This window comes from Nocardia sp. CC213A (genome assembly GCF_030766805.1).
GTDB lineage: Bacteria > Actinomycetota > Actinomycetes > Mycobacteriales > Mycobacteriaceae > Nocardia > Nocardia otitidiscaviarum.
In genome coordinates this window covers 59,635-85,081 of sequence record NZ_JASFXA010000013.1, presented here as the reverse complement: position 1 = coordinate 85,081, position 25,447 = coordinate 59,635, and the positions used below count along the sequence as shown (strand labels likewise).

Genomic DNA, 25,447 nt, shown 5'->3' with positions numbered 1-25,447 from the left:
ATGGGTGCGGTGCGGCCCGCCACATACGCGCGGGCTGCCAGTTGGTGACAACTGGAGTTCCATGAAAGTGCGCAGCAGACCGCGCAGATCTGGAGGGAGCAGAGGATGGCGGCCATGAAGCCCCGCACCGGGGACGGTCCCCTCGAGGCAACCAAGGAAGGGCGTGGAATCGTGATGCGGGTTCCACTCGAGGGTGGCGGGCGTCTGGTCGTCGAGCTCACGCCGGAGGAAGCCGCGGCGCTCGGTGACGAACTCAAGAGTGTCACCAGCTAGCAGCCTGAACTGCCGGTGAGCCGCACCGACCCGGTGAACCGGCTCACCGGCACCGCAGCGACGCATCTCGGCGACACCGAACCGCTCACCGGTCCCGTACCGGGCCCGACCGAGCGGCTCTTCGCATGCGCCGATCTACTCTCCTGCCCGGAGTGCGGCCGGGACCTCACCGGCCAGGACCGCACCCTGCGCTGCCCCCGGGGCCACTCCTTCGACCTGGCCAAACAGGGCTACGTCAGCCTCCTCACCGGCTCGTCCACCAGAATGACCGGCGACACCCCGGAAATGCTCGACGCCCGCGCCGCATTCCAAGCCACGGGCCACTTCGCCCCGATAGCCGCGGCCGTGGCCCGCGCGGTGGAACCCGCCGTCGCGCGAGAGGACGGCGGGAACACTGTCTCGTCGACCACGACCACCGCGCCGCGCCGGACCGACGCGGCGGTGTTGGAGATCGGGGCGGGGACCGGGTACTACCTGGCGGCGGTGCTGGATGCGGCGCCCGCCGCGCGGGGGATCGCGGTGGATGTGTCGAAACCGGCGGTGCGGCGATGCGCGCGGGCGCATCGGCGGGCGGGGGCGGTGCTGGCCGATGCGTGGCGGGGGCTGCCCGTGCGCGACGGGGTGCTCGACGCGGTGCTGTGCGTGTTCGCGCCACGCAATGCGGAGGAGGTGGCGCGGGTGCTGACACCGGACGGCCGGTTCGTGGTGGTCACGCCGACCGAGCGGCATCTCGGTGAGCTCATCGGGCCGCTCGCCATGGTGCGGGTGGACGCGGACAAGCAGGAGCGGCTGGCGCGATCGCTGGGTGCGCGGTTCGAACTGCTGGAGCGCACGCCGGTGGAGTACGCGATGACGCTCGACCACGCCGACATCCACCGTGTGGTGCGCATGGGCCCGTCCGCCTTCCACGCGGCCGACACCCGCGACGAACGCGTCGCGGCGCTGCCCGAGCCGTATCCGGTGACCGCCTCGGTCACGGTGTCGGTGTACCGCCCGCGCGGCTGACCGCTCCCAGAGCCAGGTGCCGCTCGCAACGCCATGCCGGTGGACGCCGCGAAGTGCCGCTCCCACCACCGAGCGGGCTGCCGCAACCAAGCCCCACTCGCACCACCGAGCAGGCTGCCGCAACCAAGCCCCACTCGCACCACCGAGCAGGCTGCCGCAGCCGGACCCGGCCTGACCGTCCGCCATCCATTGACACCTGGTTCGCTCGTTCGGCCGGGTGCGGCTCCCGGCAGCCCCGACGGGCACGGACCGCGCACCAGCCTCCTCGAATACCCCCGTGTCCGGTTGTGGCGGTACGGTTCTCCGCATGAGCGCTCAGTTCCCGGATCGGCGGTGGGGTCCGCAGACAGGTCTGCTGCGGCGGGCGGCGAGTTCGTTCGCGGCCACCAGCATGGGGTCGACGGTGATTCGCAAGCTCACGCCGCTGGATCGGCGGGTGCTGGAGCGCACCGCGGGCAAGTACACGGTGCTGGGGCCGATCGGTGCGCCGGTGATCCTGTTGACCACCACCGGCCGCAAGTCGGGGCAGCCGCGCACCACGCCGCTGCTGTACGTGCACGACGGCGATGTGCTGTACGTGATCGGCAGCAATTTCGGTCAGGCCACCCATCCGGCGTGGACGGGCAATCTGCTGGCCGATCCGACGGGCACGGTCACCATTGCGGGACAGCGGATTCCGGTGACGGCCACCCGTGTCACCGATCCGGAGCAGCAGGCGGAGATCTTCGCCCGTTTCGAGGAGACCACGCAGGCGTACACCGCCTACAAGGGCCGCACCAGCCGCGAACTGCGCCTGTTCGCTCTGCGCCGCGCCGCCGCCCGGTAGTCACGGCACCGGCGGCAACCTGTCGCGCCGCCACCGCCGCGAACCACGCCGCGATCGTCGGCCTCCGGCACCGCCGCGAGCACCGCGTCGGCCACGGCACGCGTCGGCCACGGCACGCATCAGACACAGCACGCATCAGACACAGCACGCGTCGGACACAGCACGCATCGGACACGGCATCGAGTTCGGCCACGGCACCGCGGCGAGCACGCGCGTCGTGCGCCCCGGCACCGCGCGTTCCTAGCTCTTGCGCACCCGGTCGTAGACCCGAACCGTCTGCGCGGCGATCCGGTTCCAGTCGAATTCGGCTATGGCGCGGGCTCTTCCGGCCGCGCCCATGGCCTCGGCGGTCACCGGATCGCCCGCGACGGACTCGATGACGCGGGCCAGCGCCTCCTCGAAGCCCACGGTGTCGTGCGCGTCGTAGGGCACCAGGCGCCCGGTCACCCCGTCGGACACCACCTCCGGAATGCCGCCCACATCCGACGCCACCACCGCGGTCCCGCAGGCCATGGCCTCCAGATTCACGATCCCCAGCGGCTCGTACACCGAGGGACAGACGAAAACGCTTGCCGCGGCAAGGATCTGCCGCACCATCTCGGTGGGCAACATCTCCCGCACCCAGAACACCGCGCCGCGTCGTCGGCTCAGCTCCCGCACCGATTCGGCCACCTCGGCCTCCAGCCGGGGCGTATCCGCCGCGCCCGCGCACAGCACCAGCTGGATGTCCGGGTCCAGTCGCCGCGCCGCCGCCAGCAGGTGCGAGACGCCCTTCTGCTGGGTGATGCGCCCGACGAAGGCCACGATCGGCCGGTCCCGGCGCACCCCCAGTTCGGCCAGTACGTCGCGCACCCCCTCGGGCGGGCCGCCGGGATGCCAGGTCTGCGCGTCGATTCCGTTGTGCACCACGTGCACTCGCTCGGGATCGAGATCCGGATAGGCGTCGAGGACGTCGGCCCGCATCCCGGAACTCACCGCGATCACGGCATCGGCGGCGGCCATGGCATTGCGCTCGGACCAGGACGAGAGCCGGTATCCCCCGCCCAGCTGTTCGGCCTTCCAGGGCCGCCGCGGTTCCAGCGAATGCGCGGTGAGCACATGCGGTATCCCGTACAGTTCGGCCGCCAGATGCCCGGCCAGCCCGGTGTACCAGGTGTGCGAGTGCACCACGTCGGCCCCGCCCGCGGCATCGGCCATGCGCAGTTGCGCCGACATCATCTGCAGCGCCGAATTGGCCGCGTACAGCATGGGATCGGGCTGATGCACGACGGCGTCGGTGCGCGGCACCCCCATACAGTGCACGGTGACGTCGCACAGCCGCCGCAGCCGCGGCACCAGCTGGGTGACGTGCACGCCCGCCCCGCCGTACACCTCGGGCGGGTATTCGCGGGTCATCATGGCGACGCGCAGTTCGCGTCCACCGTCCGCGCCGTATTCCACGCGCTCCAACCTAAACGCTCGACCGAATCGCCACCAAGCTCTGTACGGATTGTCCGGGCCGCGTCACAGCGGGTCTACGGCGTGTCTCGAGATGGCGGCGGATTTGTCTGATTATCCGTAAGGCGGGCGGCGTCTCGCTGGCACGTCGCAGACACCCTGACGCTGTAGGTTGGGGGTGTGAGGAGCCAGCCGCACGTACTCGGGATCGTGCTCGCCGGTGGCGAGGGCAAGCGACTCTTCCCGCTCACCAAGGACCGGGCCAAGCCCGCGGTGCCGTTCGGCGGGGCCTACCGCCTCATCGACTTCGTGCTGTCGAATCTGGTGAACGCCGGATACCTGCGGATCTGCGTCCTCACCCAGTACAAGTCGCATTCCCTGGACCGCCACATCTCCCAGACCTGGCGGCTGTCGGGTTTCGGCGGCGAGTACATCACCCCGGTGCCCGCGCAGCAGCGGTTGGGCCCGCGCTGGTACACCGGCAGCGCCGACGCCATCATGCAGTCGCTGAACCTCATCTACGACGAGGATCCGGAGTACATCGTGGTCTTCGGCGCGGATCACGTGTACCGCATGGATCCCGAGCAGATGGTGTCGCATCACATCGAATCCGGCGCGGGCGTGACGGTCGCGGGGATTCGGGTGCCGCGCAGCACCGCCAGCGCCTTCGGCTGCATCGACTCCGACGAGTCCGGTCGCATCATCGGCTTCCTGGAGAAGCCGGTGCATCCGCCGGGCACCCCGGACGACCCGAACGCCACCTTCGCCTCCATGGGCAATTACGTTTTCACCACCAAGGTGCTGGTGGACGCCATTCGCGCGGATGCCGACAACACCGACTCCGATCACGATATGGGCGGCGACATCATCCCGGGGCTGGTGCGCGCCGGGCAGGCGTCGGTCTACGACTTCGCCCGCAACGACGTGCCCGGATCCACCGAACGCAATCGGGGCTACTGGCGCGATGTGGGCACCATCGACGCGTTCTACGACGCGCATATGGATCTGGTGTCGGTGGATCCGGTGTTCGACCTGTACAACCGGCACTGGCCGATTCGGGGCGCGGCCGAGAACCTGCCTCCGGCCAAGTTCGGCCGCGGCGGCCTGGCGCAGGAGTCGATCGTGGGCGCGGGCAGCATTCTGTCGGCGGCCACGGTCCGCAATTCGGTGCTGTTCTCGAATGTGTTCGTGGAGGACGGCGCGACGGTGGAGGGCAGTGTGCTCATGCCGGGCGTGCGGATCGGGCGCGGCGCGGTGGTGCGGCACGCCATCCTGGACAAGAACGTGGTGGTCTCGGAGGGCGAGATCATCGGCGTGGATCTGGAACGGGATCGGGAACGGTTCGCGGTGAGCAACGGCGGTGTGGTGACCGTCGGCAAGGGCATCTGGGTTTAGCTGGACAGCCGCCCGCTCGCGGCCAGAGAATCGAGTGGGTGACGCGCGCCGCTCGGCAGCGCGGGAGGGAGCATCATGGGACGCGCCGCACGTGCCGCCACCGCCGCGACCTGTCTGGCCGTGACGGCCCTACTCACCGGATGCGGGGTGTCCGGCACGCCCACGGCGGGCGAGATCGACGTCCGCACCCTCGACACCGGCTCCTATCCGGTCGACCGCTTCACCTATCCGGAGCGCGCCGACGGCTCCGGCCCGGTGCTGGAGGGTATGCGCATGGCCGAGGCGGTCACCCCCGCGGTGCGGATCGATCCGTCGCTCACGGTGGGTCGCGGCGGCATCGTGCTGCCCGATGCGGACACGGTGGTCGAGGTGAGCCATCTGTCCGGGGTGTCGCGGCCGATTCTGGAGAATCGCGGCTTCATCGCGGGCTATGCGGCCAGCGGTTCCGACAAGCCCGATCCGGCGGGTTCGGACGCGCCCGATCCGACGAGCACCACGGTGACCGTACGACTGCTGCGCTTCCCGTCGGAGGACGCCGCCAAGCTGGCCGCGCGGGAACTCGAGGACGCCGATTTCGACGTGGCGCGCGAGCAGAACCGCAAGCTGACCATCGCCGAATACCCCGATGCCTTCGCGCATTGGCGGCCGGGCGTGCCGAATATCGGAATGACCATGCCGCGCAAGGAGTTCGTGATCGCGGTGTTCGCGTCCCGGCCGCGTGCCGACGAACAGGACCTGGTGTCGTGGGCGCGCAAGACCCTGGACGCCCAGGTGCCGCTGGTGGACGCCTTCGAGCCCACGCCCGCGGATCGGGTGGACGATGTGCCCGTCGATCCGGACCGGATGCTGGCGCGGACCCTGGTGGACAGCCGTGACGGGCACACCCCGAATCCGGACGACTTCGCGGTCTACGGCCCGAACGCGCTGGTGCTGGGTGCGCCCGATCAGGCCAAACGGCAGCAGTTGGTCGACGACACCGACCTCGACGCCATGAGCCTGACCGAGGAGAACGTCCTGTTCCGGGTGCGTGACGCCGCCGCCGGGCGGAATCTGATCGACGGGCTGATCGGCAGTCTCGGCGAGCGCTGGGTGAGCGGATCGGCGCCGGAACGGGTGCCCGATACGACATGCATGCGGCTGCCGCGCTCGAGCAGCGGCGACGGCGTGTACCGCTGCTATGTGTCCTACAAGCGGTATGTGGCGCTGGTCAACGCGGATTCGGAGCCGTCGGTGCAGCGGAAGGCGGCCGCGCAGTACGCGCTGCTGGCCAATAGTCTCTAGCGCAGTGCCGGTCGCCGGAGCCGTTGCGGCCCGCACTCGCGCCGTGCGACCGGGCGCGGCCGGGGCGCGGCCGTGCGCCCGCCTCGGCCGGTACGCTGTCGTCGCGGAAGAGGTAGTCGCGGAATCCGAAGGGCTGCAACAGCGCCCGTAGGAATTCCACGCCCGCGCCGGGCAGCACCGTACGCTGTTCGCCGAGGATGCCGACGCCCTGCTGGAACCAGACGCGGCCGACCAGTCCCTCGACCGGATCGATGGCGCGCAACGTGGCGTGCCCCTCCGTATTCGCCCGGAACTCGGCGATGCGCCGCCACCGCTGACCTTCACGCAGGTACAACCCCACCACGGTCGGAAACCGCTGCACCATGGCACACCCCATCCGTCGATCTCACCGATGGAGTAGCCGCCACGGCGGTGAGGTAATCCTCACCGCGCCGATTCAGCGCTGGTGAGCGGGGGCGTACACCGGTTCGGTGCAGAACGGGGCGCACGATCCCGGCGTCGGGGTCGGCGAGATACCACCCTGATGGTCGTCGAACCGCGCCCCGCTGACCAGCAGCAGCACCAGTAGTGCCACGAAAAGCACGCCGCCGAACAGGATCAGCGCGGGCCACAGCCATCCCGACGGCAGATGCGCGCCGAGGATTGCCCCTTCGTACATTGCCGCACCTCCTCATCCTTCGATTCCCCCACCATTCGTGTACCACCGTCCAGGTGGGAAATCCAGACCTCGGCCCGAGTTCACAGACTCCCGGCTCGCAACCGACCGGTCGGAAATCCACAGCGCGCGAGGAGATTCGGAGCGGCCTTGCCCTAGCGCAGATCTCGGCGACGGAAACCGAACAGCCCCACCGTGATCAGGGTCGCCGCCAGCAGGGTGAGGATCACCAGCGGCGTGGCCGTGAACTCCGCGCCCGGGAGTTTCGGTGCGTGCTGGTAGGGGTCGAGATTGCGGAACCATTGGGGTGCTCCGGAAATCGCGCCCAGCAGGAAGACCGCCACGGCGGCGACGAAGACACCCCAGGCGACCGGGGTCCAGCGCGGCGCCACGCCGAACAGGAGGATCACGACACCGACGAACAGCCAGATGGCGGGCAACTGCACCAGGGCCGCGCCCAGCACGGCACCGAGTTTGCCGCTCACATCTCCGGCGGCCCGCCCGTACACCAGCCCGCCCACCGTCCCCGCCACGGCGAGTATCACCGCCGGACCCAGCAGAGCTATCACCAGATGCGATGCGGCCCAGCGAATTCGGGAGACAGCGACGGTGAGCACCGTCTCCGCGTGCTGGGCGGCCTCCTCGCCGTGCAGACGCAGCGCCGCCGAGATGGCGTAGGCGGTGGCGGCCACGCTCAGCATGGTGAATCCGTAGTTGAGCATCGCATCCTCCAGCAGCTGCGCACCGCCCATGCGCTGGATCAGCTCGCGAATCATCTCGCTGTCGCCCAGTTCGTCGCTGATGCCGTACACCACACTGCCGAACACCAACCCGTACAGCGCGAGTCCGACGGTCCACGCCAGCAGTGATCCGCGTTGCAGCCGCCACGCCAGCCCCAGCGGACCGGACAGCGCGGGCCCCGCCCGCAGCGCGCCCGATCGTTCGGCGATGAGACCGCCGCCGAGATCGCGGTGCGCCAGCAGGGTATAGGCGACGGCGGTCAGCACGATCACCGCGACCAGGTGCAGCAGCAGCACCGCGAAATGGTCGCCCGCGTACGCCCGCACCTGCAACGACCACCCCTGCGGCGACAGCCAGGTGAGCACCGAGGTCGGCCCGTCCCCGGCCCGGGCGTCGCCGATGGCCCGCAGCGTGTAGGTGGCGGCCAGTACCGCGAACGCGATTCCGCGTGCCGTGCGGGCGCTCGGCGACACCTGCGCGGCCACCGCCGCCACGGCCGCGAAGACCGCGCCGGATCCGGCCAGCGCCAGCCCGAAAGCCAGTGAACCCGAGGCGGGTACCGACGTGCCCAGCAGGCTCAGCGTGCCCAGCAAGCCGGTGGCGAGCGCACCACCGAGGCCGAGCACCAGCGCCGCGGTGAGTCCGGCGAACCGTCCGATCCGGGTGGAGGCCACCAGTTCCCCGCGCCCCGTTTCCTCTTCGGCCCGGGTGTGCCGGATGACGGTGAGGATCGTGGCGATGCCGAGCAGGGTGAAGAACATGCCCGCTTTCCAGATCCCGACCGCGCCGAGACCGGTGTCGTAGATCGGGCCGTACATGGCGAGCTGGGCGGGACTGGCCAGAATCGACCGGGCGAAGCCGACTCGTCCGGCCTCGTCGGGGTACACCGACGCGACGCTCTCGATGTACACACTGCCCAAAGGCAGCGACAACAGCAGCACCCACAGCGGCAGCACGATGCGGTCGCGGCGCAGGAACAACCGCAGCATCTGACCGGTACCGGCGAAATCGGCCGCCCGGAACACGGTTTCGGTCGCGCGCGGGCGCGGCAGCACGGCGGTGGTCATCGCACCGTCTCCGCCTCGGCGGCCCGATCGCCATTGTGCGAGTAGTGGCGCAGGAACAGTTCCTCCAGCGTCGGCGGCTGGCTCACCAGGCTGCGCACTCCGGCCGCGCCCAGCACACGGACGAGTTCGCCGAGATGCTCGGCGTCCACCTGGCAGCGCAGCGTGTGGTCCTCCAGGCTCACGTCGGCCACACCGGGAAGGCGGCCGAGATCGCCCGGGTCACCGGTCAATTCGGCGGTGATGGAGGTGCGGCTCAGATGCCGCAGTTCGCGCAGGCTGCCCGTTTCCACGGTGCGTCCGGCGCGGATGATGGTCACGCGCTGACACAGCTTCTCCACCTCGGACAGGATGTGACTGGACAGCAGGACGGTGCAGCCGCGCCGCGCCGCCTCGGCCACACACTCGTTGAACACCTGCTCCATGAGCGGATCCAGGCCGGAGGTGGGCTCGTCCAGCAGGAGCAGGCTGGCGTGGGACGAGAACGCCGAGACCAGTGCGACCTTCTGCCGATTGCCCTTGGAGTAGGTGCGGGCCTTCTTCTTGGGATCGAGTTCGAAACGCTCGATCAGCTCGGCGCGCCGGGCGTCGTCGATGCCGCCGCGCATCCGCCCGAGCAGGTCGATGGTCTCCCCGCCGCTGAGTGTCGGCCAAAGCGTGACATCGCCTGGCACATAGGCGATGTCGCGGTGCAGGGCGACGGCGTCGGCCCAGGGGTCGCGGCCGAACACCCGAGCCTCGCCCGAGGTGCGGGACAGCACGCCGAGCAGCACGCGGATGGTGGTGGACTTGCCCGCCCCGTTCGGTCCGAGGAAGCCGTGCACCTCCCCCGCGGCGACCTCGAGGTCGAGGCCGTCCAGGGCGCGCACCGGCCCGAAGTGTTTGTGCAGATCCCGGACCGAGATGGCCGGGGTGGTCGGGGTGGTCGAGGCGTTCATCGAATCTCCTTGCCGAAAGCAGGATCCGGTCGGCTATGGGGGGTTGTCCTGCCGCTGGGCGAGCAGGGTGTCGAGCATCATGGGGTCGTTCAGCAGACCGTGGGTGTAGAGCTCGAGGGCGGGTAGCATCATGCGGTCGGCGTACTCGCGCAGGGCTTTCCGGTAGTCGACGGGGCCGGGGTGTTCGGTCGCGTAGAGCTGCAGGAACATCATCATGCCGCCGCCGTTGGTGGTCGCCAGGAAGCGCGCCATCGCCGCGAGATCGCTGGGGGCACGCAGGGTTCCGGCCGCGATACCGGCGCCCAGATAGTGCTCGACGTCCTCGACCATGTGCTCGAAGAAGGCGGTGGCCAGACTGCCGCCGGCCTGAAAGCTGCGCACCAGGTAGGCGATGAGCGGCGCGTACTCCTCGATCTCGGCGATCTGCCGCAGCAGCCCCGACGGTGACGGCCGTTCCATGGACTCGACCTTGGCCTCCCGCACCACCGCGCGGACGTGCTCGTCGCACGCCTCGCGCAGACCGTCCTTCGATCCGAAGTGATGGTTGACGAGGCCGGGCGAGACTCCCGCGGCCGTGGCGATCGCACGTACGCCCACCCCGAAGCCCTGCTCACCGAATACGGCGATGGCGGCGTCCCGGATACGGGCGCGAGTACTCAGATCCTCGGCGGATCCTTGCGGTACGGCTGGCCGGTTGAACACACGTTTAATATACTAAACAGGCGTTCAACGCTTCCGCAAGACCCGACACTCCCCTGGTCGCCGCATGCCTCGCGCGGATATTCCGCACGGCAAGTTCAACCCGGCGGCATTGCTCCGCATGTCAGAATTCCGCGCGTTCGACAAATGCCGATACCCGACGCGGCGGCGTCCCGTCGGGTACCCGGCCTCAGTTGCCATCCCGGCGGGTGGACGGCCTCAGTTGCCATCCCGGCGGGTGGACGGCCTCGGTTGCCATCCCGGCGGTCCCCGGCCTCAGTGCTCGGTCATGCCCTGCAATCCGGCGACACCCGCGGTCGCCACGGCGTCGGTCTCGCGCCGACCGCGGCGGCTGCCCGTGTACGCCCACTTCCGCACCGCGGTCACCGGACGCGGCAGCAATTCCACCTCCGGCGGCAGATTGCGCACCGGATCGAAGAATCCGGGTCCGGCCTGTTCGCCGATCTCCGGTGCGGCGACGGTGATCTCCGCCAGTGTCCGCTTGGGACCGGTCAGCGGCGCGGCCCGCAGGGTGAAGCCGAGCCGGTGCCCCTCCAGATGGGTCGACATCGCCCCCAGCGACGGTGATTCGGGTTGGGCCGCATCGGGTTCGGCGAATATCCACTCGACCGGACCGTCCTCGAACCGGTACGCCATCAGACTGCCGTAGTACGCACTCGACCAGCCCAGCGCGGGCGTGATCACGAACCGGCTCAGCGTGCCGGTGCCCGTGGTGGCCAGCGCCAGATCCCACGGGCGATCGTGCCGGTCGAGTACCCGCACCGCCAGTCCGAGCACGTCCGGCACCCCGTCGGGCAAGCCGACGCCCTTCGAAATCCGCGCCAGCACAGGACGATCCGCACTGCCCAGCAGTTGCTTGTAGACACCGTCGACGGCATGCAGCGCACCGGTCAACGGCAATCCGTTCGGATGGAAGACACGGGCGTCACGCACTCGCGCGGCCGCCGCGAACGCTCCCCGCACAATGCCGTCGGCAATAGCCATTCGTCTGCACCTCTCGAATCACTCGACTCTCGCGAGCAATACCCACAGACACAGCCCCGAACCGTCCGATATGCCACCTGCGCGAGACCGCCCGCCCTCCGACCCACCACCGGCCGCGGTCGCTGCGGGAGCCATTGCGACGCACCCGAATACGGACGCACCCGAATACGGTCGGCGCTACCGGTCGCGACCGCGCGACGCTCTAGGCGTCACGCGCGGCAGGGTCGGCGCGGCACGGTGCCCACGGGCTCAGCCGCGCGAGACCTCCGCCGCGCGAGACACACCACCGCCCATCCCCAGCCGCGCGCGAGATGCACAGCAAGCCGTCCTCAACCGCGCGACGCGCACAACAGGCCGTCCCCAGCCACGCGACGCGCACAACACCGTCCTCAACCACGCGACGCGCACAACACCGTCCTCAACCACGCGACGCGCACAACACCGTCCTCAACCACGCGACGCGCACAACACCGTCCTCAACCACGCGACGCGAACAACACCGTCCTCAACCACGCGACGCGCACAACAGACCGTCCTCAACCACGCGACGCGCACAACAGACCGTCCTCAACCACGCGACGCGCACAACAGACCGTCCTCAACCGCGTGAGGCGCACAACAGGCCGTCGCCGACCGGGATCAGGACGCTGGTCAGTTGCGGGTCTTCGGCTACGGCGCGGGTGGCGGCGCGGACCGCCTGGGTGGCCGGATCGCGTTGGGCCGGGTCGGGCACGCGGCCGCCGAGCAGGGCATTGTGCAGCAGAATCGCGCCGCCCTCGCGGAGCAGGCGCACCCCCTGTTCCACATACTGCGGGTGCTCGAGCGGCGCGCAGTCGATGAACACCAGGTCGTAGGCCCCGTCGGCGAGGCGCGGCAGCACGTCCAGGGCGCGGCCGTTGATGAGCCGCGTGCGGGCGGGCGCGATATCCGCGGCGCGGAACGCCTCCCGGGCGGCCCGCTGGTGTTCGGGCTCGGAGTCGATGGTGGTGAGGGTGCCCTCGGAGTGCATGCCGTCCAGCAGCCACAGCCCGCTGATCCCGGCCCCGGTGCCCACCTCCACCACGGCCTTGGCCCCCAGCAGCTGGGCGTACATGCTGAGCAGCGCTCCGACCGCGGGCGGCACCGGAGACGCGCCCAATTCAACGGCGCGTTCACGGGCGGCGACGAGAATATCGTCCTCGGCCACGGATTCCTCGACGTAGGCGAGGTTGCGCTGCAGGTTCGATGCCGCGGGAGTCTGGCTCACGGATATGAGGCTAACGGCGCGACGCCCCTATCGCGTGCCGGTGACCGACCGGTGTGGCGAATTTTCTCAGGTGTCCCTCAGCCTGCGCATACGGCTGCCACATCGGGACCGGGAAGAGTAATCGCCAACGCCAGGCCAGCGACCGCGAGCCCGGTTCGGGAACAACTCGAGCCAACCCTTCGGTTGTACCCCGTACCGACGTTCACGGTCCCGAGTAGGAGGTAACCCCATCCACATGGTCGACGCGGCGCGTGAACACGCCAATCTGCCCGAGCAGATCCTGCCGAACAGCGATATCGCGCTGGACGGCGAATCCTTCGCGGACGAGCCCCTCACCGGGACCGCCGCCTTCGACGCCACCGGTGACCGCACCATGATGCCCTCCTGGGACGATCTGGTGCGCGAGCACGCCGATCGCGTCTATCGCCTCGCCTATCGCCTGACCGGTGACCCGCAGGACGCCGAGGACCTGACCCAGGAAACCTTCATTCGCGTCTTCCGCTCCCTGTCGAACTACCAGCCGGGGACCTTCGAGGGCTGGCTGCACCGCATCACCACCAACCTGTTCCTCGACATGGTTCGCCGCCGCAATCGCATCCGCATGGAGGCGTTGCCGGAGGACTACGACCGGGTGCCGTCCGAGGGTCCGGGGCCGGAGCAGGTCTACCACGACGCGAATCTGGACCCGAACCTGCAGTCGGCGCTGGACGCGCTGGCGCCGGAGTTCCGCGCGGCGGTCGTCCTCTGTGACATCGAGGGCCTGTCCTACGAGGAGATCGGCGCCACCCTGGGCGTGAAATTGGGCACCGTGCGCAGCCGAATCCACCGGGGACGGCAGGCACTGCGCGAATACCTCGAGCATAATGGGACACAGCGGCGTTTCGACGCCGCGAAGGTCGGGTAAACCTTGCGGGCTGTGTGTCCGTAGTTCCCGGCACCGGGTTCCCGGGCATTGCCGAGGTCGTTCCGGAAGGGTGTGCACCATATGAACGGCGAGGACAGAACGCCGAAGCGTCCGCCTCGATTCGCCCCCACCGAGCATCTGGCCACCGAGGCCATTGCCGCGTACGTGGACGGTGAGCTGCGGATGAACGCGTATCTGCGCGCCTCGCATCACCTGTCGGTGTGCCCCGAATGCGCGGCCGAGGTGGAGTCCCAGCAGCAGGCGCGGATCGCGCTGCGACAGTCGAGCCACATCACCGCACCGCTGCGGCTGCACGACACCCTGAGCCGGATCCCCATCTCGGAGCTGCCCGGCGCGGAACCGACACCACCGCAGCATCCCGCCCCGGGCCCCGCCGCCGACCACGGCATGTTCGCCGCGGGAGCGAGTTCCTTCGGCATGCGCCAAGATTCGTTCGACAGCAGGCGGTGGACGGCGTGGTGGCGCAAGTAGAGTTCATCGCGTGACCTCCGAATCGAAGAACACTCCGGCGGCATCGGGTGCCGGGGACCAGCAGCCACCGCACTCCGCGGAGACGCCCGATTCGGCGGCCAACAGGGGGAACCTGAGGCCGTCGGACGCGCCGGTCCTGGGACCGCGCCCGGTCTACCGCCCGCACGTCGACAAGCACACCGCCCGCGCCTTCCGCCGCCCGAACGGACAGGCCGGTTCCTTCGGCCCGCGGCCCGGCGGAGTCCCGGCCGCGCCGCCCGCGGATGCGCCCGAGGTGCAGAACCGCCCGCCGGATGCCGTACTGGCCGAGGCGTTCTCGCGTCCCGAGGGCTCCACCGAGCTGTTGCAGCGCGATCCGGAGGCGGCGCACGACGACGCGCCCGCGACCCCGCCCGCCGATCCGTGGCGTGACCCGGATGCGGCCGCGCGCCTGGGCGCGCCCGCGATCGCCGTGCCGCGGCCCGAACCGCTCGCTCCCGGGGAGCAGTTGACCGCCCGCGAGGTGCTGTTCGGCGGCAAGGTGAAGCCGGAGGCGCTGCTCGCGCTGGGCACGGTGGCGGTGGTGCTGGGCGTGCTCGCGGGTCTGCTGGGCGGTGTGATCGGCCTGTTCGCCGGTCAGTCCGCCTCCTCGCTCACCGCGCGCAAGGTGGAGTTGCAGACCGCCGGCGGCGGCGAGATCCCGGCCGGTGAGATCGGCCGGGTGGTCGGCGCGGTCATGCCCGCCATGGTCACGGTGCGGGCGTGGGTCGGCGACAGCGGCTCCTCCGGTTCCGGGGTGGTGATTTCCGGCGAGGGCCATATCGTCACCAACAATCACGTGATCTCGCTGGCCGCCAACGACAAGACCGGCCAGGCCAAATTGCAGGTGGTGTTCTCCGACAACACGCGGGTTCCGGCCACCATTGTCGGACGCGATCCCAAATCCGATCTGGCCGTGCTGCATGTGGACGTGAAGAATCTGTCGGTCATCCAGCTCGGGGAATCGGAGAATGTGAAGGTCGGCGATCAGGTGCTGGCCATCGGTTCACCGCTGGGCCTGGAGGAGACGGTCACCGCCGGTATCGTGTCGGCGCTGAATCGGCCGGTCAAGGTCGGCGGTGAGGGCACCGACACCGATGCCACGCTCGACGCCGTGCAGACGGATGCCGCCATCAACCACGGCAACTCCGGCGGCGCGCTGGTGGATATGCAGGGCAGACTGGTCGGCATCAATACCGCCATCAAATCCGAGAGCGGCGGTTCGGTGGGCCTCGGTTTCGCCATTCCGGTGGATCAGGTGAAGCGGATTTCGCAGGCGCTGATCGACAACGGTGAGGTGCACCACCCCCGGCTGGGTGTGAGCGCCCGCACCAAGATCGTCGCCAATGACGTGATGAGCGGTGCCGAGGTGGCCGATGTGCAGGCCGGCGGCCCGGCCGCCAAGGCGGGCATCGTGGAGGGCGACGTGATCGTGGGGGTCGGCGACCGCGAGGTCACCGGCCCGGAGGAGCTCACCGTCGCGGTGCAGTCACAGGAAATTGGCCAGACGGTCACCGTCCGCTTGATCCGCGACGGCCGGGAAGTAGATGTCCCGGTTACTCTCGAATCAGACTGACCACCCTCGAACGACACCTCGACAGGAAACACCTCGCGATTCGCGGCCCCGCCTCGGTTCTGGAGCGGGGGAGCGAAACGGAGGAGCGGAGGAGGGAAACAGCGAGGTCCCCCGGGGCCGCGAACAGCCGGAGCGAAGCGGAGGCAAGAAGATACCGTGTTCAGCAATATCAGCTGGGGCGAGATGATGATCCTGGTCGTCGCCGCCCTCGTCATCCTCGGACCGGAGCGGCTGCCCGGCGCTATTCGCTGGACCGGTAAAACGCTGCGACAGGTGCGCGATTACGCCACCGGCGCGACGACGTCGCTGAAGCAGGAACTCGGGCCGGAATTCGAGGAGATCCGGAAACCGCTCGAGCAGTTGAACGAACTCCGCGGTATGAATCCGCGGTCGATGGTGACCAAACACCTTCTCGACGGCGACGATTCCCTCTTCACCGGAAAATTCGACAAACCCGTCAGCGCTCCTAGCAGCAATTACGGCAGTTTTTCGATGCCGGAACCGGCTAAACCGCTGGAGCGCAACGAGCGCCCGCCGCTGGATCCCGACGCGACCTAATTCGGGCCAAGTAAACCGGAGTAGACGCCGAGAGCTGTTCAGGTGCCTAGACTTCGGTTATGTCGGCCGATGAGGTGGCACGGGTGTTCGCGATCGAGGACAAGGTCGAACGCCTCAAGGCGGCCACCGATGGTGTGGCCGCAGCCCAGCAGACCATCAACGAGCTCACCAGAATTCGGCGTGCGGTCATCAGGGAACTGCACGCGGAGGGCTGGACCTTCGCGAGAATCGGTGCGGCGGCGGGGCTTTCCCGGGCGCGCATCCATCAGGTGAGCACGCAGGGACCGGTGCCGGAAGGTTTGTTCTTCGGGCACGGACCGCTCACCATCCTCACCCCTGACGTACGGTCCACCACCCGCGCCATGGCCCTGGTGGGCGCGCCGGACCCGGCCGGGCCGCACCGGCTGCTGGAACTGCTGCGTGAACTCGGATTCACCGTCACCATCGAGCGCTTCCTGCCCGGCCGCCCGCTGGATCTCGACCGTGATGGGTTGATCGTGCTCGGCGGGCCCGAGCTCTCCCCCAGCCTGCGCTACCTGGTGGCGGCGGACCCGCGGCTGCGGCGCACGGTGGCGCGGGCCGGGCGGGTGCGCCGCGGTATCGAGGATCGCGCCGCCCGCCGGGTATACCGACCGGGCGGCACCGAGCCCTACGACATCGCCTACCTGGCCCGCCTCCCCCGCCCCGACGGCCGGGGCCACGTGCTGGTCATCGACGGCCTGCACCCGCCCGCCTCCCTCGGCGCCATCCGCCTGCTGGCCACCCGTCTGGCGACCCTGCACGAGCGCGCGGGCATCCACCCCTTCTCGGCCGTCGTAGGCGTCCGCTACGACCGCTCCACCGGCGAACCCATCGAAGCCGACCTGCTCACCCCCATCTACCGCCACGACCGCTGACGATCGGCCACCGTGACACCGAGTAGGCGGGCCGTTCCGGCAATCCGGTCGGCCCGCCTACTCGACGGATTCGGGTCAGGCGGCTGCCCAGGCGGGGCGCAGCTCCTTCATGGGCGGACGGTCGGTCAGCGACACCTCGGTGGTGAGCGCGGTGAATTCGCCGCCGATGAGCGGGAATTGGGTCAGCGCCGCGCCGGAATCCGGGATTCCGCTGCGGCCCAGCACCGTTCCGAGGATCTGGCGGCTCATGACGCCCAGGTCGGACAGCGGGCGGTTGCGGTGGGTGCGGACGCCGAGGTTGACCTGGCCGATGGCGTGCAGGCCGTACAGGTCGAAAGTGTCCAGCAGCAGGCCGATCTCGACGCCGTAGCCGGGTGCGAACGGCACCGAGGTGAGCAGTTCACGGGTGCCCGCGTACTCGCCGCCGAGCGGCTGCAACACCTTCGACAGCTCGGGTCGCAGCGCCGACAGCAGCGGACGGGCCACCAGTTCGGTGACGCGGCCGCCGCCGTGCTCGTCGATACCGGTGTCGTGGCGCAGCGGGCGGCGGTAGTACGCCTTGGACAGTTGCACGTCCGGCACGGTGAGCAGTGGGCCGAGCAGCTTCGGCACGAACATGGGGTCCGGATCGATGAGATCGGAGTCCACGAACGCCACCAGGTCACCGTCGGTGACGGCCAGCGACCGCCACAGCACCTCCCCCTTGCCCGGCACGGGCTCGAGTTCGGGTACGGCCTGTTCGCGGGTGTACACGGTGGCCCCGGCGGCGCGGGCGCGTTCGATGGTGGCGTCGGTGGAGCCGGAGTCCAGCACCACCAGTTCGTCCACCAGGGTGCCGAGCAGGGGTCTGATACTGGCGACGACGTCGGCGACGGTGTCCTGTTCGTTGAGGGCGGGGAGGACCACCGATACGGTGCGGTCCTTCTTGGCGGCGACGAGCGCTTCGACCGTCCAGTCGGGACGATCCCAGGTATGGGTGAAGTTCCAGTCCGTCATACGAGACCTCGCAGGGTTCGGGCGGGCGGGCGGAGACCCTGGATGGCGGCGATCATGTCGACCACACGGCGCGTGGCGGCGACCTCGTGCACCCGGAAAACCCGAGCACCCGCGGCGGCGGACCAAGCAGTTGCTGCCAATGTGCCCTCCAATCGTTCGGACAGGCCGACACCAAGAGTCTCTCCGATGAAATCCTTATTGCTCAGCGCCATCAAGACCGGCCAGCCGGAGTTAACGAGAACGTCCAAAGCCCGCAACAATTCCAGCCCGTGGTAGGTGTTTTTGCCGAAATCATGCGTGGGATCGATCAGTATCGAATCTTTTGCCACGCCAGCCGCCGCGGCGGCCTCGGCCGCGCTCACCACCGTGTCGGTGACCTCGGCCACCACATCGGCGTAGCGCACCCGATGCGGGCGGGTGCGCGGCACGGCTCCGCCGGTGTGGCTGCACACGATGCCCACCCCCAGCTCGGCCGCCACCCCCACCAGGTCCGGATCGGCGCCGGCCCAGGTGTCGTTGATCAGATCCGCGCCCGCCGCCACCGCGGCCCGCGCCACCTCGGCCCGCCAGGTGTCCACACTGATCAACAGGTCCGGATGCGCCTCCCGAATGGCGGCCACGAACGGCACCACCCGCCGCGCCTCCTCGGCGGCGTCCACCTCGACACCGGGCCCGGCCTTCACGCCGCCGATATCGACGAGATCGGCCCCCTCCCGCACCGCCCGGGCAACCGCCCCCATGGCGGCCTCGTCACCGAAGGTCGCACCCCTGTCGTAGAAGCTGTCCGGCGTCCGGTTCACGATCGCCATCACCAGCGCCCGATCCGTCGCCACCGGCTTCCCGCACAATGTCGGCAACGGCGCACACATGCCCTCGACTGTACCCAGCCCTGTACCCACCCCGCCCGTCAGGAGATCGAGGACACCCGGGTCCGGCTCCCCGCGACGGCGGTCAGTCGCGGGGGGCGCGGGCGTTGGCCACGTCCTCGGGATAGGTGGGGTAGGCGGGGACGTAGCCGTCGGTGCGGCCGGACAGGACGTAGAGGTCGCTGTGGTCGTCGGGGGTGTAGCCCTGTTTGCGGAGGTCGACCTTGCGGCTCTTGAAGGTGGAGGTCTGCTCCAGTTCGCCGACGACGCGGATGAAGAGGGGGACGGCGTAGGCGGGGAGGCGGTCGTACAGGTGGGCGGCGACCTGGTGACCGTCGAATTTCGCGTCCTGCGCGAGGGTGACGGCGGCCATGCCCGCCTTGCCGTCGGTGCCGGGGATGTCGACGCCGTAGACGACCGCCTGGGAGACGGCGTCGAGGCCGTCGAACGCGCCCTCGACCTCGGTGGTGGCCACGTTCTCGCCCTTCCAGCGGAAGGTGTCGCCGAGGCGGTCCACGAAGGCGATGTGCCGGTAACCCTGATCGCGGACCAGGTCGCCGGTGTCGAACCAGCAGTCGCCGTCGGCGAGGCCGTCGCGGACCAGCTTGGATTCGGTGGCGTCCGCGTCGGTGTAGCCGTCGAAGGGGGAGCGGTCGGTCACCTTGGCCAGCAGTAGGCCGACGCCGCCGGTCGACACCTTGCGGAGCTTGCCGTCCGGACCGCGTCGGGCCCTACCGGTCTCGTCGTCGTAGTCGACGATGGCGAAGGGCAGCGGCGTGAAGCCGGCGGTGCGGTCCACACCGAAGGCGTTGATGAAGGCGACGTTCCCCTCACTGGCACCGTAGAACTCGACGATTCGCCGAATGCCGAACCGATCCCGGAACTCGTCCCACAGCTCCGGCCGCAGCCCGTTGCCCACCGCGACGGCCACCCGATGCGACCGGTCGCTGCTCTTGCGCGGCTGGTTGAGCAGATACCGGCACAGCTCACCGATATAGATGAAGGCCGTGGCATCGGCGGCGATGGCCTCGTCCCAGAACCGGGAGGCCGAGAAATGCCGTCCCAGCGCCAGGCACGCACCCGCCGACACCACCGACGACAGCGCCACCGTGAGCGCGTTGTTGTGGTACAGCGGCAGACAGCAGTACATGGTGTCGTCGCCGCGCAGCCGCACGCCGAGCCCACCCAGGCCCGCCATGCTCTTGGTCCACCGCAGATGCGTCATGACGCTCGCCTTGGGCATGCCGGTGGTGCCGGAGGTGAAGATCAGGAAAGCCCGCTCGCCCGCCGTGACCTCCGCCGTCACCGCCGGATTCGCGGTGTCGGCGGTGCGGGCGGCGTCGGCCAGCTGCTGCGACCACAGCACCGCGGGGCGCGGCTCGGCCAGCGACTCGAGCGCCTCCCGGCACTCCTCCCCCACCACGTCCACCACACTGTCCAACAGCCCGAAACTGTGCGCCAGCACGGTATCTCGCTGATTGTGGTTGAGCAGCCCGACCGTCGCCCCGAGCTTGACCGTGGCCAGCGCGGTGAACACCGTCTCCGGACGGTTGGTCATGAGCACGCCGACCACGTCACCGCGGCCGACCCCGCGCCCGGCCAGCACGTGCGCGTACCGGTTCACCTCGGCATTCGCCTCGCCCCAGGTGTACACGCGGCCTTCGAATTTCAGGAAGGGCCGGTCCGGATGCCGCCGGGCCGCACGCTGGAAGAACAGGCCGATCGAGGCTCTGTCCCGCGATTTCACCAACAGGCCCAGCGCGTTTCGCGCCAGCTGCGGTGCTCGCACGGCCATCCCGGGCAGGGCGCGGACCAGGTCGAGCAGGCTCACCGTCGAACGTGCATCGGTCGTCACATCTTCCAGCCTTTCCGATGACGCCCGAGTTGTCGAGGAGAACGCGAAATTCGGCCGCTTCAGGCGTCGGGCCGCAGGGCGGCGAACGCCGCGGGCAGATCCTTGGTCACCGTCACCAGGTCGACCGCTTCACGTCCGACGAAACCCCGGCCACCCAACCGCTCGTCGATCCAGTCGAACATGCCGCGGTAGTGGTCGTCGGGATCCAGCACCACCACCGGTTTGTCGTGCACGCCGAGATACGCACCGGTCCAGGTCTCGAAGAACTCCTCGAGGGTGCCGATACCGCCCGGCAGGGTGAGGAAGGCGTCGGCGCGGTCCTCCATGATCTGCTTGCGCTGCCGCATGGTGTCGGTGACGATCAGCTCGTCGGCGTCCACATCCGCGACCTCCTTGTGCACCAGGTGCTTCGGGATCACGCCGAGGGTGTGCGCGCCCGCCGCCCGCGCCGCCTGGGCCACCGCGCCCATCATGGAGACATTGCCGCCGCCGGACACCAGTCGCCACCCGCGACGGCCGATCTCGGTGCCCACCCGCGCCGCCAGCTCCAGCACCGACGCGTCGGCGGAACTGGCCGAGCAGTACACGCACACCGCGTACGCGGTGCTGTCCGGACCCGCGTCGCTCACCACTGTTCCTCCACCTCCGCCGCCTCGAGTTCGGCGCGGGCCTCGGCGGCCTGCGTCACGATGTTCACCACATCCTCCACACTGTCGGTGACATGCAGCAGGCCGAGGTCGCCGGGGGAGATCTTGGCCGAGCCCAACAGCGAATCCCGCAGCCAATCCACCAGACCCGACCAGTAGCGGGTGCCGAACAGGATGATCGGGAACCGGGTGATCTTGCGGGTCTGCACCAGGGTGAGCGCCTCGAACAGCTCGTCGAGGGTGCCGAAACCGCCGGGGAGACAGACGAATGCCTGCGAGTACTTCACGAACATGGTCTTGCGGACGAAGAAGTAGCGGAAGTTGATCCCCAGATCCACCCACTCGTTGAGGTGCTGTTCGAACGGCAGCTCGATGCCGAGCCCGATCGAATACCCGCCCTCCTCGGACGCACCCCGGTTGGCGGCCTCCATCGCTCCGGGCCCACCGCCGGTGATCACCGCGAACCCGGCCCGCGCCAGCGCCGCCCCGATGGCCTGCCCCGCCTGGTACTCCGGATGATCGGCCGGAGTCCGCGCCGACCCGAACATCGCCACGGCCCGCGGCACCTCCGCCAAAGTGCCGAAGCCCTCGACGAATTCGGCCTGAATCCGCAGCACCCGCCACGGATCGGTGTGCACCCAGTCACCGGTCCCGCGTTCGTCGAGCAAATGCTCGTCGGTGGTCCCTATCCCCTTCTTACGATCACGGCGCAGCATTATCGGACCCCGGAACCGAGGAGTCTTGGACGAGCGAGCACCGAATTCGGCGTCAGCAGACATACGGGCAGTATCTATCTTGCCCTCCGCTTCGCTCCGGGCGGGGCTCGCGGCGCTGAAAGTCCCGGTTCTTCCCTCCCTCCGCTCCCCCGCTTCGCTCCTCCGCTCCGGTCAGTCCAGAACCGGGACGCGCCGCGAGCCCCGGAGTGTGGTTGTTCGGGATGTGGTGAGTCGGGGCGCTGCTCCAGAAGTTGTCGTGTCAGCGGAGTCCGCGCACACGAGACCGGCCGCGAGGGCCCCACACGCTGGACCGGCCGCCGGAGCACCTCTGTGCGCGGCGTTCTATCGCTGCGGCGGCCTCGGAGGTGGGGCTTCGCTGGCAGCGGCTCAGTCGCGGCGGCCGTCGAGGTTACGCCTTGTCGCCGGTGAGGTAGCTGCGGAGCATGGCGGTTACCTGGGTGATCTGGGTGACGGGGAGGTGTTCGTCGCGTTTGTGGGCGAGGTTGGGGTCGCCGGGGCCGAAGTTGACGGCGGGGATGCCGCGGGCGGCGAAGCGGGAGACGTCGGTCCAGCCATACTTGGCGCGGACGCCGCCGCTGCCGTGGGCGTGCACGATCCCGATGAGGTCCTTGGCCGCGGGGGCGGACAGGCCGGGCAGGGCTCCGGGGGCGCCGTCGGTGCGCTCGAAAGCGATATCCAGTCCGTCGAAGACCGCGCGCACGTGCTCGGTGGCCTCGTCCAGGGTGCGGTCGGGGGCGAAGCGGAAGTTCACGTCCACCTCGGCGGCGTCGGGCACCACATTGCCCGCCACCCCGCCGGAGATCCGCACCGCCGACAGACCCTCGCGGTACAGGCAGCCGTCGATGTCGACCTCCCGCGCCCGATAGGCCGCCATCCGCTCCAGCACCGGGGCCAGCCGGTGAATGGCATTGTCGCCCAGCCACGCCCGCGCCGAATGCGCCCGCACCCCGGCGGTGGTGATGCGTGCCCGCAGCGTGCCCTGACAGCCCGCCTCCACCCAGCCGCCGGACGGCTCGCCGAGGATCGCGAGGTCACCGTCCAGCCATTCCGGCAGTTCCCGCTCGATCCGCCCGAGCCCGTTGAACTCGGCGGCGATCTCCTCGCAGTCGTAGAAGATGAGGGTCAGATCGTGCACCGGTTCGGCGACGGTGGCGGCCAGGTGCAGGAACACCGCGTCGCCGGATTTCATGTCCACGCTGCCGCAGCCGTACAGCAGCCGCTCCCCGTTCTCGCCCTCCACGAAATGGCCGGGCACATTGTCGGCGATCGGCACGGTGTCCAGATGTCCGGCGAGGATCACCCGGGTCGGCAGTCCGCGATTGGTGCGCGCCAGCACGGTGTTCCCGTGCCGCAGGATCTCGAACCCTTCGGTCTGCTCCCGCAGTGCCCAGGCGACGGTGTCCGCGATGACCGCCTCGTCCTTGGACACGCTGGGGATATCCACGAGAGCGGCGGTGAGGGCGATGGGGTCGGCGCGCAGATCGATGGTCACGCCCCCACTGTATTGATTCGCCGCCTGACATCGACTCAGGGCCCGACACCGGCTCACCACCCGACACCGACTCACCACCGCCCGACACCGACTCACCACCCGACACCGACTCACCACCGCCCGGCACCGACTCGCCGCCCGGCACCGACCAACGGCCTCACCGCCCGGCTTGTTCACCGAGCCGGGCGGCGGCTGGGCGGAGGCGGGCTGCCAGGGCACCATGCGGGCGCGCATCACCGCGGCCGGAGCTATTCATCGCTCGATTCACCCGCCGCGGGCGGGGTAACTCGCCCGCCCGACGCACCCACCGCGGGCACCGCTCCGGGAGCGGGTCGGCGGTTGTCGCGAGCGCGCGGGATACCGGGGCGCGGGGTGTGGGCCACCACCCGGCGGCTGCCGCCGGGTAACCTCTGGGGACGTGAGCACTCAGGGAGCATCAGCAGTCGGCCTCGCCACCATCACCGCCAACGGGACGGTTCTGGATACCTGGTATCCGTACCCGGAGCTGGGTGAGGTCGCCGAGACCGGCACCGCGCGCCTGGACGCCTCCGATGTCGAGTACGCCAAGTTCGCCCAGGTCGCGGGTCCGGATGAGGCCCGCCGGGTGGAGGTGGTCGTGGTGCGCACCAGCATTGCCGACCTGGCCGCCGCGCCGGTTGACACCCACGACGTCTACCTGCGCCTGCACCTGCTCTCGCATCGCCTGGTCAGGCCGCACGGCCTGAACCTGGACGGCATCTTCGGCCACCTGGCCAATGTGGCGTGGACCAACCACGGCCCCTGCTCGCTGGAGGAGCTGGAGCTGGTGCGCCTGAACCTGCGCGCCCGCGGCCCGGTCACCGTGTACGGCGTGGACAAGTTCCCGCGCATGGTCGACTACGTGGTCCCCTCCGGGGTGCGCATCGCCGACGCCGACCGCGTCCGCTTGGGCGCGCACTTGGCCTCCGGCACCACGGTCATGCACGAGGGCTTCGTGAACTTCAATGCGGGCACCCTCGGCAATTCCATGGTCGAGGGCCGCATCTCCGCCGGTGTGGTGGTGGGCGACGGCTCCGACATCGGCGGCGGCGCGTCCATCATGGGCACCCTGTCCGGCGGCGGCAAGCAGGTCATCTCGCTGGGCGAGCGCTGCCTGCTCGGCGCGAACGCCGGTATCGGCATCTCCCTCGGCGACGACTGCGTGGTGGAGGCGGGCCTCTACGTCACCGCGGGCACCAAGGTCACCCTCCCGGACGGCGGCACCATCAAGGCCGCCGATCTGAGCGGCAAGTCCAACCTGCTGTTCCGCCGCAACTCCGTCTCCGGCGCGGTCGAGGTGGTGCCCCGCAAGGGCACCGGCATCGAACTCAACGCCGCCCTGCACGCCAACGACTGATCCACGATCGATCGGTGCCCCCGCGGTGAGAACCGTGGGGGCACTGTCGTATTCAAGACAGCGCGACCGCTCGGAACCCGCTCAGTCGATGCCGAAGGCCAGAACTCGCTCGGGGGTGATGCGGATGAGTTCGCGCGACATTCCCTCGGCATAGGGGTCCACATCGCGCAATGGGACTGCGGTGCCGCGGATTTCGAGGCAGCGGACCTCCCAGGGGTCGAGCGACTTGATGTCGTCGACCACGAGGGACACCCGCTGCTCCTTGTCGAGGTTGCGGAACTTCTGGGTGGCGCCCATGCGGTAGCCGCCGATGTCGATCACGCCGAGGATCTCGTCGTAGCGGTAGCCCACCGGGTTGTTCTGCGGGGAGCCGTCGGGGCGGATGGTGGCCAGGCGGCCGAGCCGCTGGCTGCGGAGATAGTCGATCTGGGCGGGGGTGAGCGTTGCGACCATAGGTGTGACGGTAGAAC

At 69.5% G+C, this 25,447-nt stretch carries 26 protein-coding genes; 11 read left to right on the top strand and 15 right to left on the bottom strand.

Going from position 1 to position 25,447, the window contains the following annotated elements:
- Positions 1-105 precede the first annotated feature (105 nt).
- The 3 genes from QJS31_RS23185 (at position 106) to QJS31_RS23175 (ending at position 2,104) form a co-directional block, all read left to right on the top strand.
- Entirely contained in the window at positions 106-273 is a 168-nt protein-coding gene (locus QJS31_RS23185; RefSeq protein WP_006554284.1) for a DUF3117 domain-containing protein, read from the top strand.
- 186 nt (positions 274-459) lie between these two features.
- Positions 460-1,278 (top strand): methyltransferase domain-containing protein, encoded by an 819-nt coding sequence (locus tag QJS31_RS23180; RefSeq protein WP_282786132.1) that lies wholly within the window; start codon positions 460-462, stop codon positions 1,276-1,278.
- A 307-nt stretch (positions 1,279-1,585) separates the two neighbouring features.
- Positions 1,586-2,104, top strand: coding sequence for a nitroreductase family deazaflavin-dependent oxidoreductase (locus tag QJS31_RS23175; RefSeq protein ID WP_282786130.1), 519 nt, complete (start codon positions 1,586-1,588; stop codon positions 2,102-2,104).
- Positions 2,105-2,344: 240 nt separating this feature from the next.
- On the opposite strand, the gene glgA is transcribed toward QJS31_RS23175, so the two are convergent.
- The gene (glgA, locus tag QJS31_RS23170) at positions 2,345-3,514 is read right to left on the bottom strand and encodes a glycogen synthase (protein WP_282783355.1); all 1,170 of its coding nucleotides are present in this window, start codon (positions 3,512-3,514) and stop codon (positions 2,345-2,347) included.
- A 207-nt stretch (positions 3,515-3,721) separates the two neighbouring features.
- Here glgA and glgC point away from each other — a divergent pair, with 207 nt between their 5' ends.
- A complete protein-coding gene (gene glgC, locus QJS31_RS23165; RefSeq protein ID WP_306357664.1) occupies positions 3,722-4,936 on the top strand; it encodes a glucose-1-phosphate adenylyltransferase in 1,215 nt (404 codons plus the stop codon).
- Positions 4,937-5,011: 75 nt separating this feature from the next.
- Positions 5,012-6,217 (top strand): hypothetical protein, encoded by a 1,206-nt coding sequence (locus QJS31_RS23160; protein WP_282783337.1) that lies wholly within the window; start codon positions 5,012-5,014, stop codon positions 6,215-6,217.
- Here QJS31_RS23160 and QJS31_RS23155 read toward each other — a convergent pair.
- The 7 genes from QJS31_RS23155 to QJS31_RS23125 all read right to left on the bottom strand — a co-directional run bounded on the left by QJS31_RS23155 (position 6,144) and on the right by QJS31_RS23125 (position 12,565).
- The gene (locus tag QJS31_RS23155; protein WP_306357663.1) at positions 6,144-6,581 is read right to left on the bottom strand and encodes a hypothetical protein; all 438 of its coding nucleotides are present in this window, start codon (positions 6,579-6,581) and stop codon (positions 6,144-6,146) included. The genes QJS31_RS23160 and QJS31_RS23155 overlap by 74 nt on opposite strands.
- 72 nt (positions 6,582-6,653) lie before the next feature.
- Positions 6,654-6,875, bottom strand: a complete 222-nt coding sequence (locus QJS31_RS23150; RefSeq protein WP_282783341.1) for a hypothetical protein — start codon at positions 6,873-6,875, stop codon at positions 6,654-6,656.
- Positions 6,876-7,027: 152 nt separating this feature from the next.
- A complete protein-coding gene (locus tag QJS31_RS23145) occupies positions 7,028-8,680 on the bottom strand; it encodes an ABC transporter permease (protein ID WP_306357662.1) in 1,653 nt (550 codons plus the stop codon).
- Positions 8,677-9,615 carry an ABC transporter ATP-binding protein gene (locus QJS31_RS23140; RefSeq protein WP_306357661.1) on the bottom strand — a complete coding sequence of 313 codons (939 nt, stop codon included), beginning with the start codon at positions 9,613-9,615 and terminating at the stop codon, positions 8,677-8,679. Before QJS31_RS23140 ends, QJS31_RS23145 begins: the two co-directional genes overlap by 4 nt.
- Positions 9,616-9,648: 33 nt before the next feature.
- Complete coding sequence (locus tag QJS31_RS23135; RefSeq protein WP_306357660.1) at positions 9,649-10,317, bottom strand: TetR/AcrR family transcriptional regulator; 669 nt, start codon at positions 10,315-10,317, stop codon at positions 9,649-9,651.
- 273 nt (positions 10,318-10,590) lie between these two features.
- Positions 10,591-11,319: a phosphodiesterase gene (locus QJS31_RS23130; protein ID WP_306357659.1), complete on the bottom strand. Its 729-nt coding sequence runs from the start codon at positions 11,317-11,319 to the stop codon at positions 10,591-10,593.
- A gap of 598 nt (positions 11,320-11,917) precedes the next feature.
- Entirely contained in the window at positions 11,918-12,565 is a 648-nt protein-coding gene (locus QJS31_RS23125; RefSeq protein WP_051037661.1) for an O-methyltransferase, read from the bottom strand.
- 235 nt (positions 12,566-12,800) lie between these two features.
- Here QJS31_RS23125 and sigE point away from each other — a divergent pair, with 235 nt between their 5' ends.
- The 5 genes from sigE (at position 12,801) to QJS31_RS23100 (ending at position 17,009) form a co-directional block, all read left to right on the top strand.
- Entirely contained in the window at positions 12,801-13,469 is a 669-nt protein-coding gene (gene sigE, locus QJS31_RS23120) for an RNA polymerase sigma factor SigE (RefSeq protein ID WP_029931457.1), read from the top strand.
- A gap of 81 nt (positions 13,470-13,550) precedes the next feature.
- The gene (locus QJS31_RS23115) at positions 13,551-13,961 is read left to right on the top strand and encodes a zf-HC2 domain-containing protein (protein WP_029931456.1); all 411 of its coding nucleotides are present in this window, start codon (positions 13,551-13,553) and stop codon (positions 13,959-13,961) included.
- Positions 13,962-13,971: 10 nt separating this feature from the next.
- The gene (locus QJS31_RS23110; RefSeq protein ID WP_372341702.1) at positions 13,972-15,555 is read left to right on the top strand and encodes a S1C family serine protease; all 1,584 of its coding nucleotides are present in this window, start codon (positions 13,972-13,974) and stop codon (positions 15,553-15,555) included.
- Positions 15,556-15,711: 156 nt separating this feature from the next.
- Positions 15,712-16,113 carry a Sec-independent protein translocase protein TatB gene (gene tatB / locus QJS31_RS23105; protein ID WP_143979531.1) on the top strand — a complete coding sequence of 134 codons (402 nt, stop codon included), beginning with the start codon at positions 15,712-15,714 and terminating at the stop codon, positions 16,111-16,113.
- A gap of 59 nt (positions 16,114-16,172) precedes the next feature.
- Positions 16,173-17,009 (top strand): hypothetical protein, encoded by an 837-nt coding sequence (locus QJS31_RS23100; RefSeq protein WP_029931453.1) that lies wholly within the window; start codon positions 16,173-16,175, stop codon positions 17,007-17,009.
- 75 nt (positions 17,010-17,084) lie between these two features.
- Here the strand turns inward: QJS31_RS23100 and QJS31_RS23095 are convergent, their stop codons facing one another.
- The 6 genes from QJS31_RS23095 to dapE all read right to left on the bottom strand — a co-directional run bounded on the left by QJS31_RS23095 (position 17,085) and on the right by dapE (position 23,602).
- Positions 17,085-18,005, bottom strand: a complete 921-nt coding sequence (locus QJS31_RS23095; RefSeq protein ID WP_282785835.1) for a glucosyl-3-phosphoglycerate synthase — start codon at positions 18,003-18,005, stop codon at positions 17,085-17,087.
- Positions 18,002-18,874 (bottom strand): dihydropteroate synthase, encoded by an 873-nt coding sequence (folP, locus tag QJS31_RS23090; protein WP_282785836.1) that lies wholly within the window; start codon positions 18,872-18,874, stop codon positions 18,002-18,004. The genes QJS31_RS23095 and folP overlap by 4 nt, the downstream gene beginning before the upstream one ends.
- An 82-nt stretch (positions 18,875-18,956) precedes the next feature.
- On the bottom strand, positions 18,957-20,726 hold the full coding sequence (locus QJS31_RS23085) for a long-chain-acyl-CoA synthetase (RefSeq protein WP_282785837.1): 1,770 nt from the start codon (positions 20,724-20,726) through the stop codon (positions 18,957-18,959).
- A 59-nt stretch (positions 20,727-20,785) separates the two neighbouring features.
- Positions 20,786-21,355 carry a TIGR00730 family Rossman fold protein gene (locus QJS31_RS23080; protein ID WP_372341703.1) on the bottom strand — a complete coding sequence of 190 codons (570 nt, stop codon included), beginning with the start codon at positions 21,353-21,355 and terminating at the stop codon, positions 20,786-20,788.
- Positions 21,352-22,152, bottom strand: a complete 801-nt coding sequence (locus tag QJS31_RS23075) for a TIGR00730 family Rossman fold protein (RefSeq protein WP_282785839.1) — start codon at positions 22,150-22,152, stop codon at positions 21,352-21,354. Before QJS31_RS23075 ends, QJS31_RS23080 begins: the two co-directional genes overlap by 4 nt.
- Before the next feature lie 346 nt (positions 22,153-22,498).
- Positions 22,499-23,602, bottom strand: a complete 1,104-nt coding sequence (gene dapE / locus QJS31_RS23070) for a succinyl-diaminopimelate desuccinylase (RefSeq protein ID WP_282781711.1) — start codon at positions 23,600-23,602, stop codon at positions 22,499-22,501.
- A gap of 418 nt (positions 23,603-24,020) precedes the next feature.
- Between dapE and dapD the strand changes: the two genes are divergently transcribed.
- The gene (dapD, locus tag QJS31_RS23065; protein WP_306357658.1) at positions 24,021-24,977 is read left to right on the top strand and encodes a 2,3,4,5-tetrahydropyridine-2,6-dicarboxylate N-succinyltransferase; all 957 of its coding nucleotides are present in this window, start codon (positions 24,021-24,023) and stop codon (positions 24,975-24,977) included.
- Between the two features lie 81 nt (positions 24,978-25,058).
- On the opposite strand, the gene QJS31_RS23060 is transcribed toward dapD, so the two are convergent.
- Positions 25,059-25,430: a PPOX class F420-dependent oxidoreductase gene (locus tag QJS31_RS23060; protein WP_306357657.1), complete on the bottom strand. Its 372-nt coding sequence runs from the start codon at positions 25,428-25,430 to the stop codon at positions 25,059-25,061.
- Between the last annotated feature and the right edge of the window lie 17 nt (positions 25,431-25,447).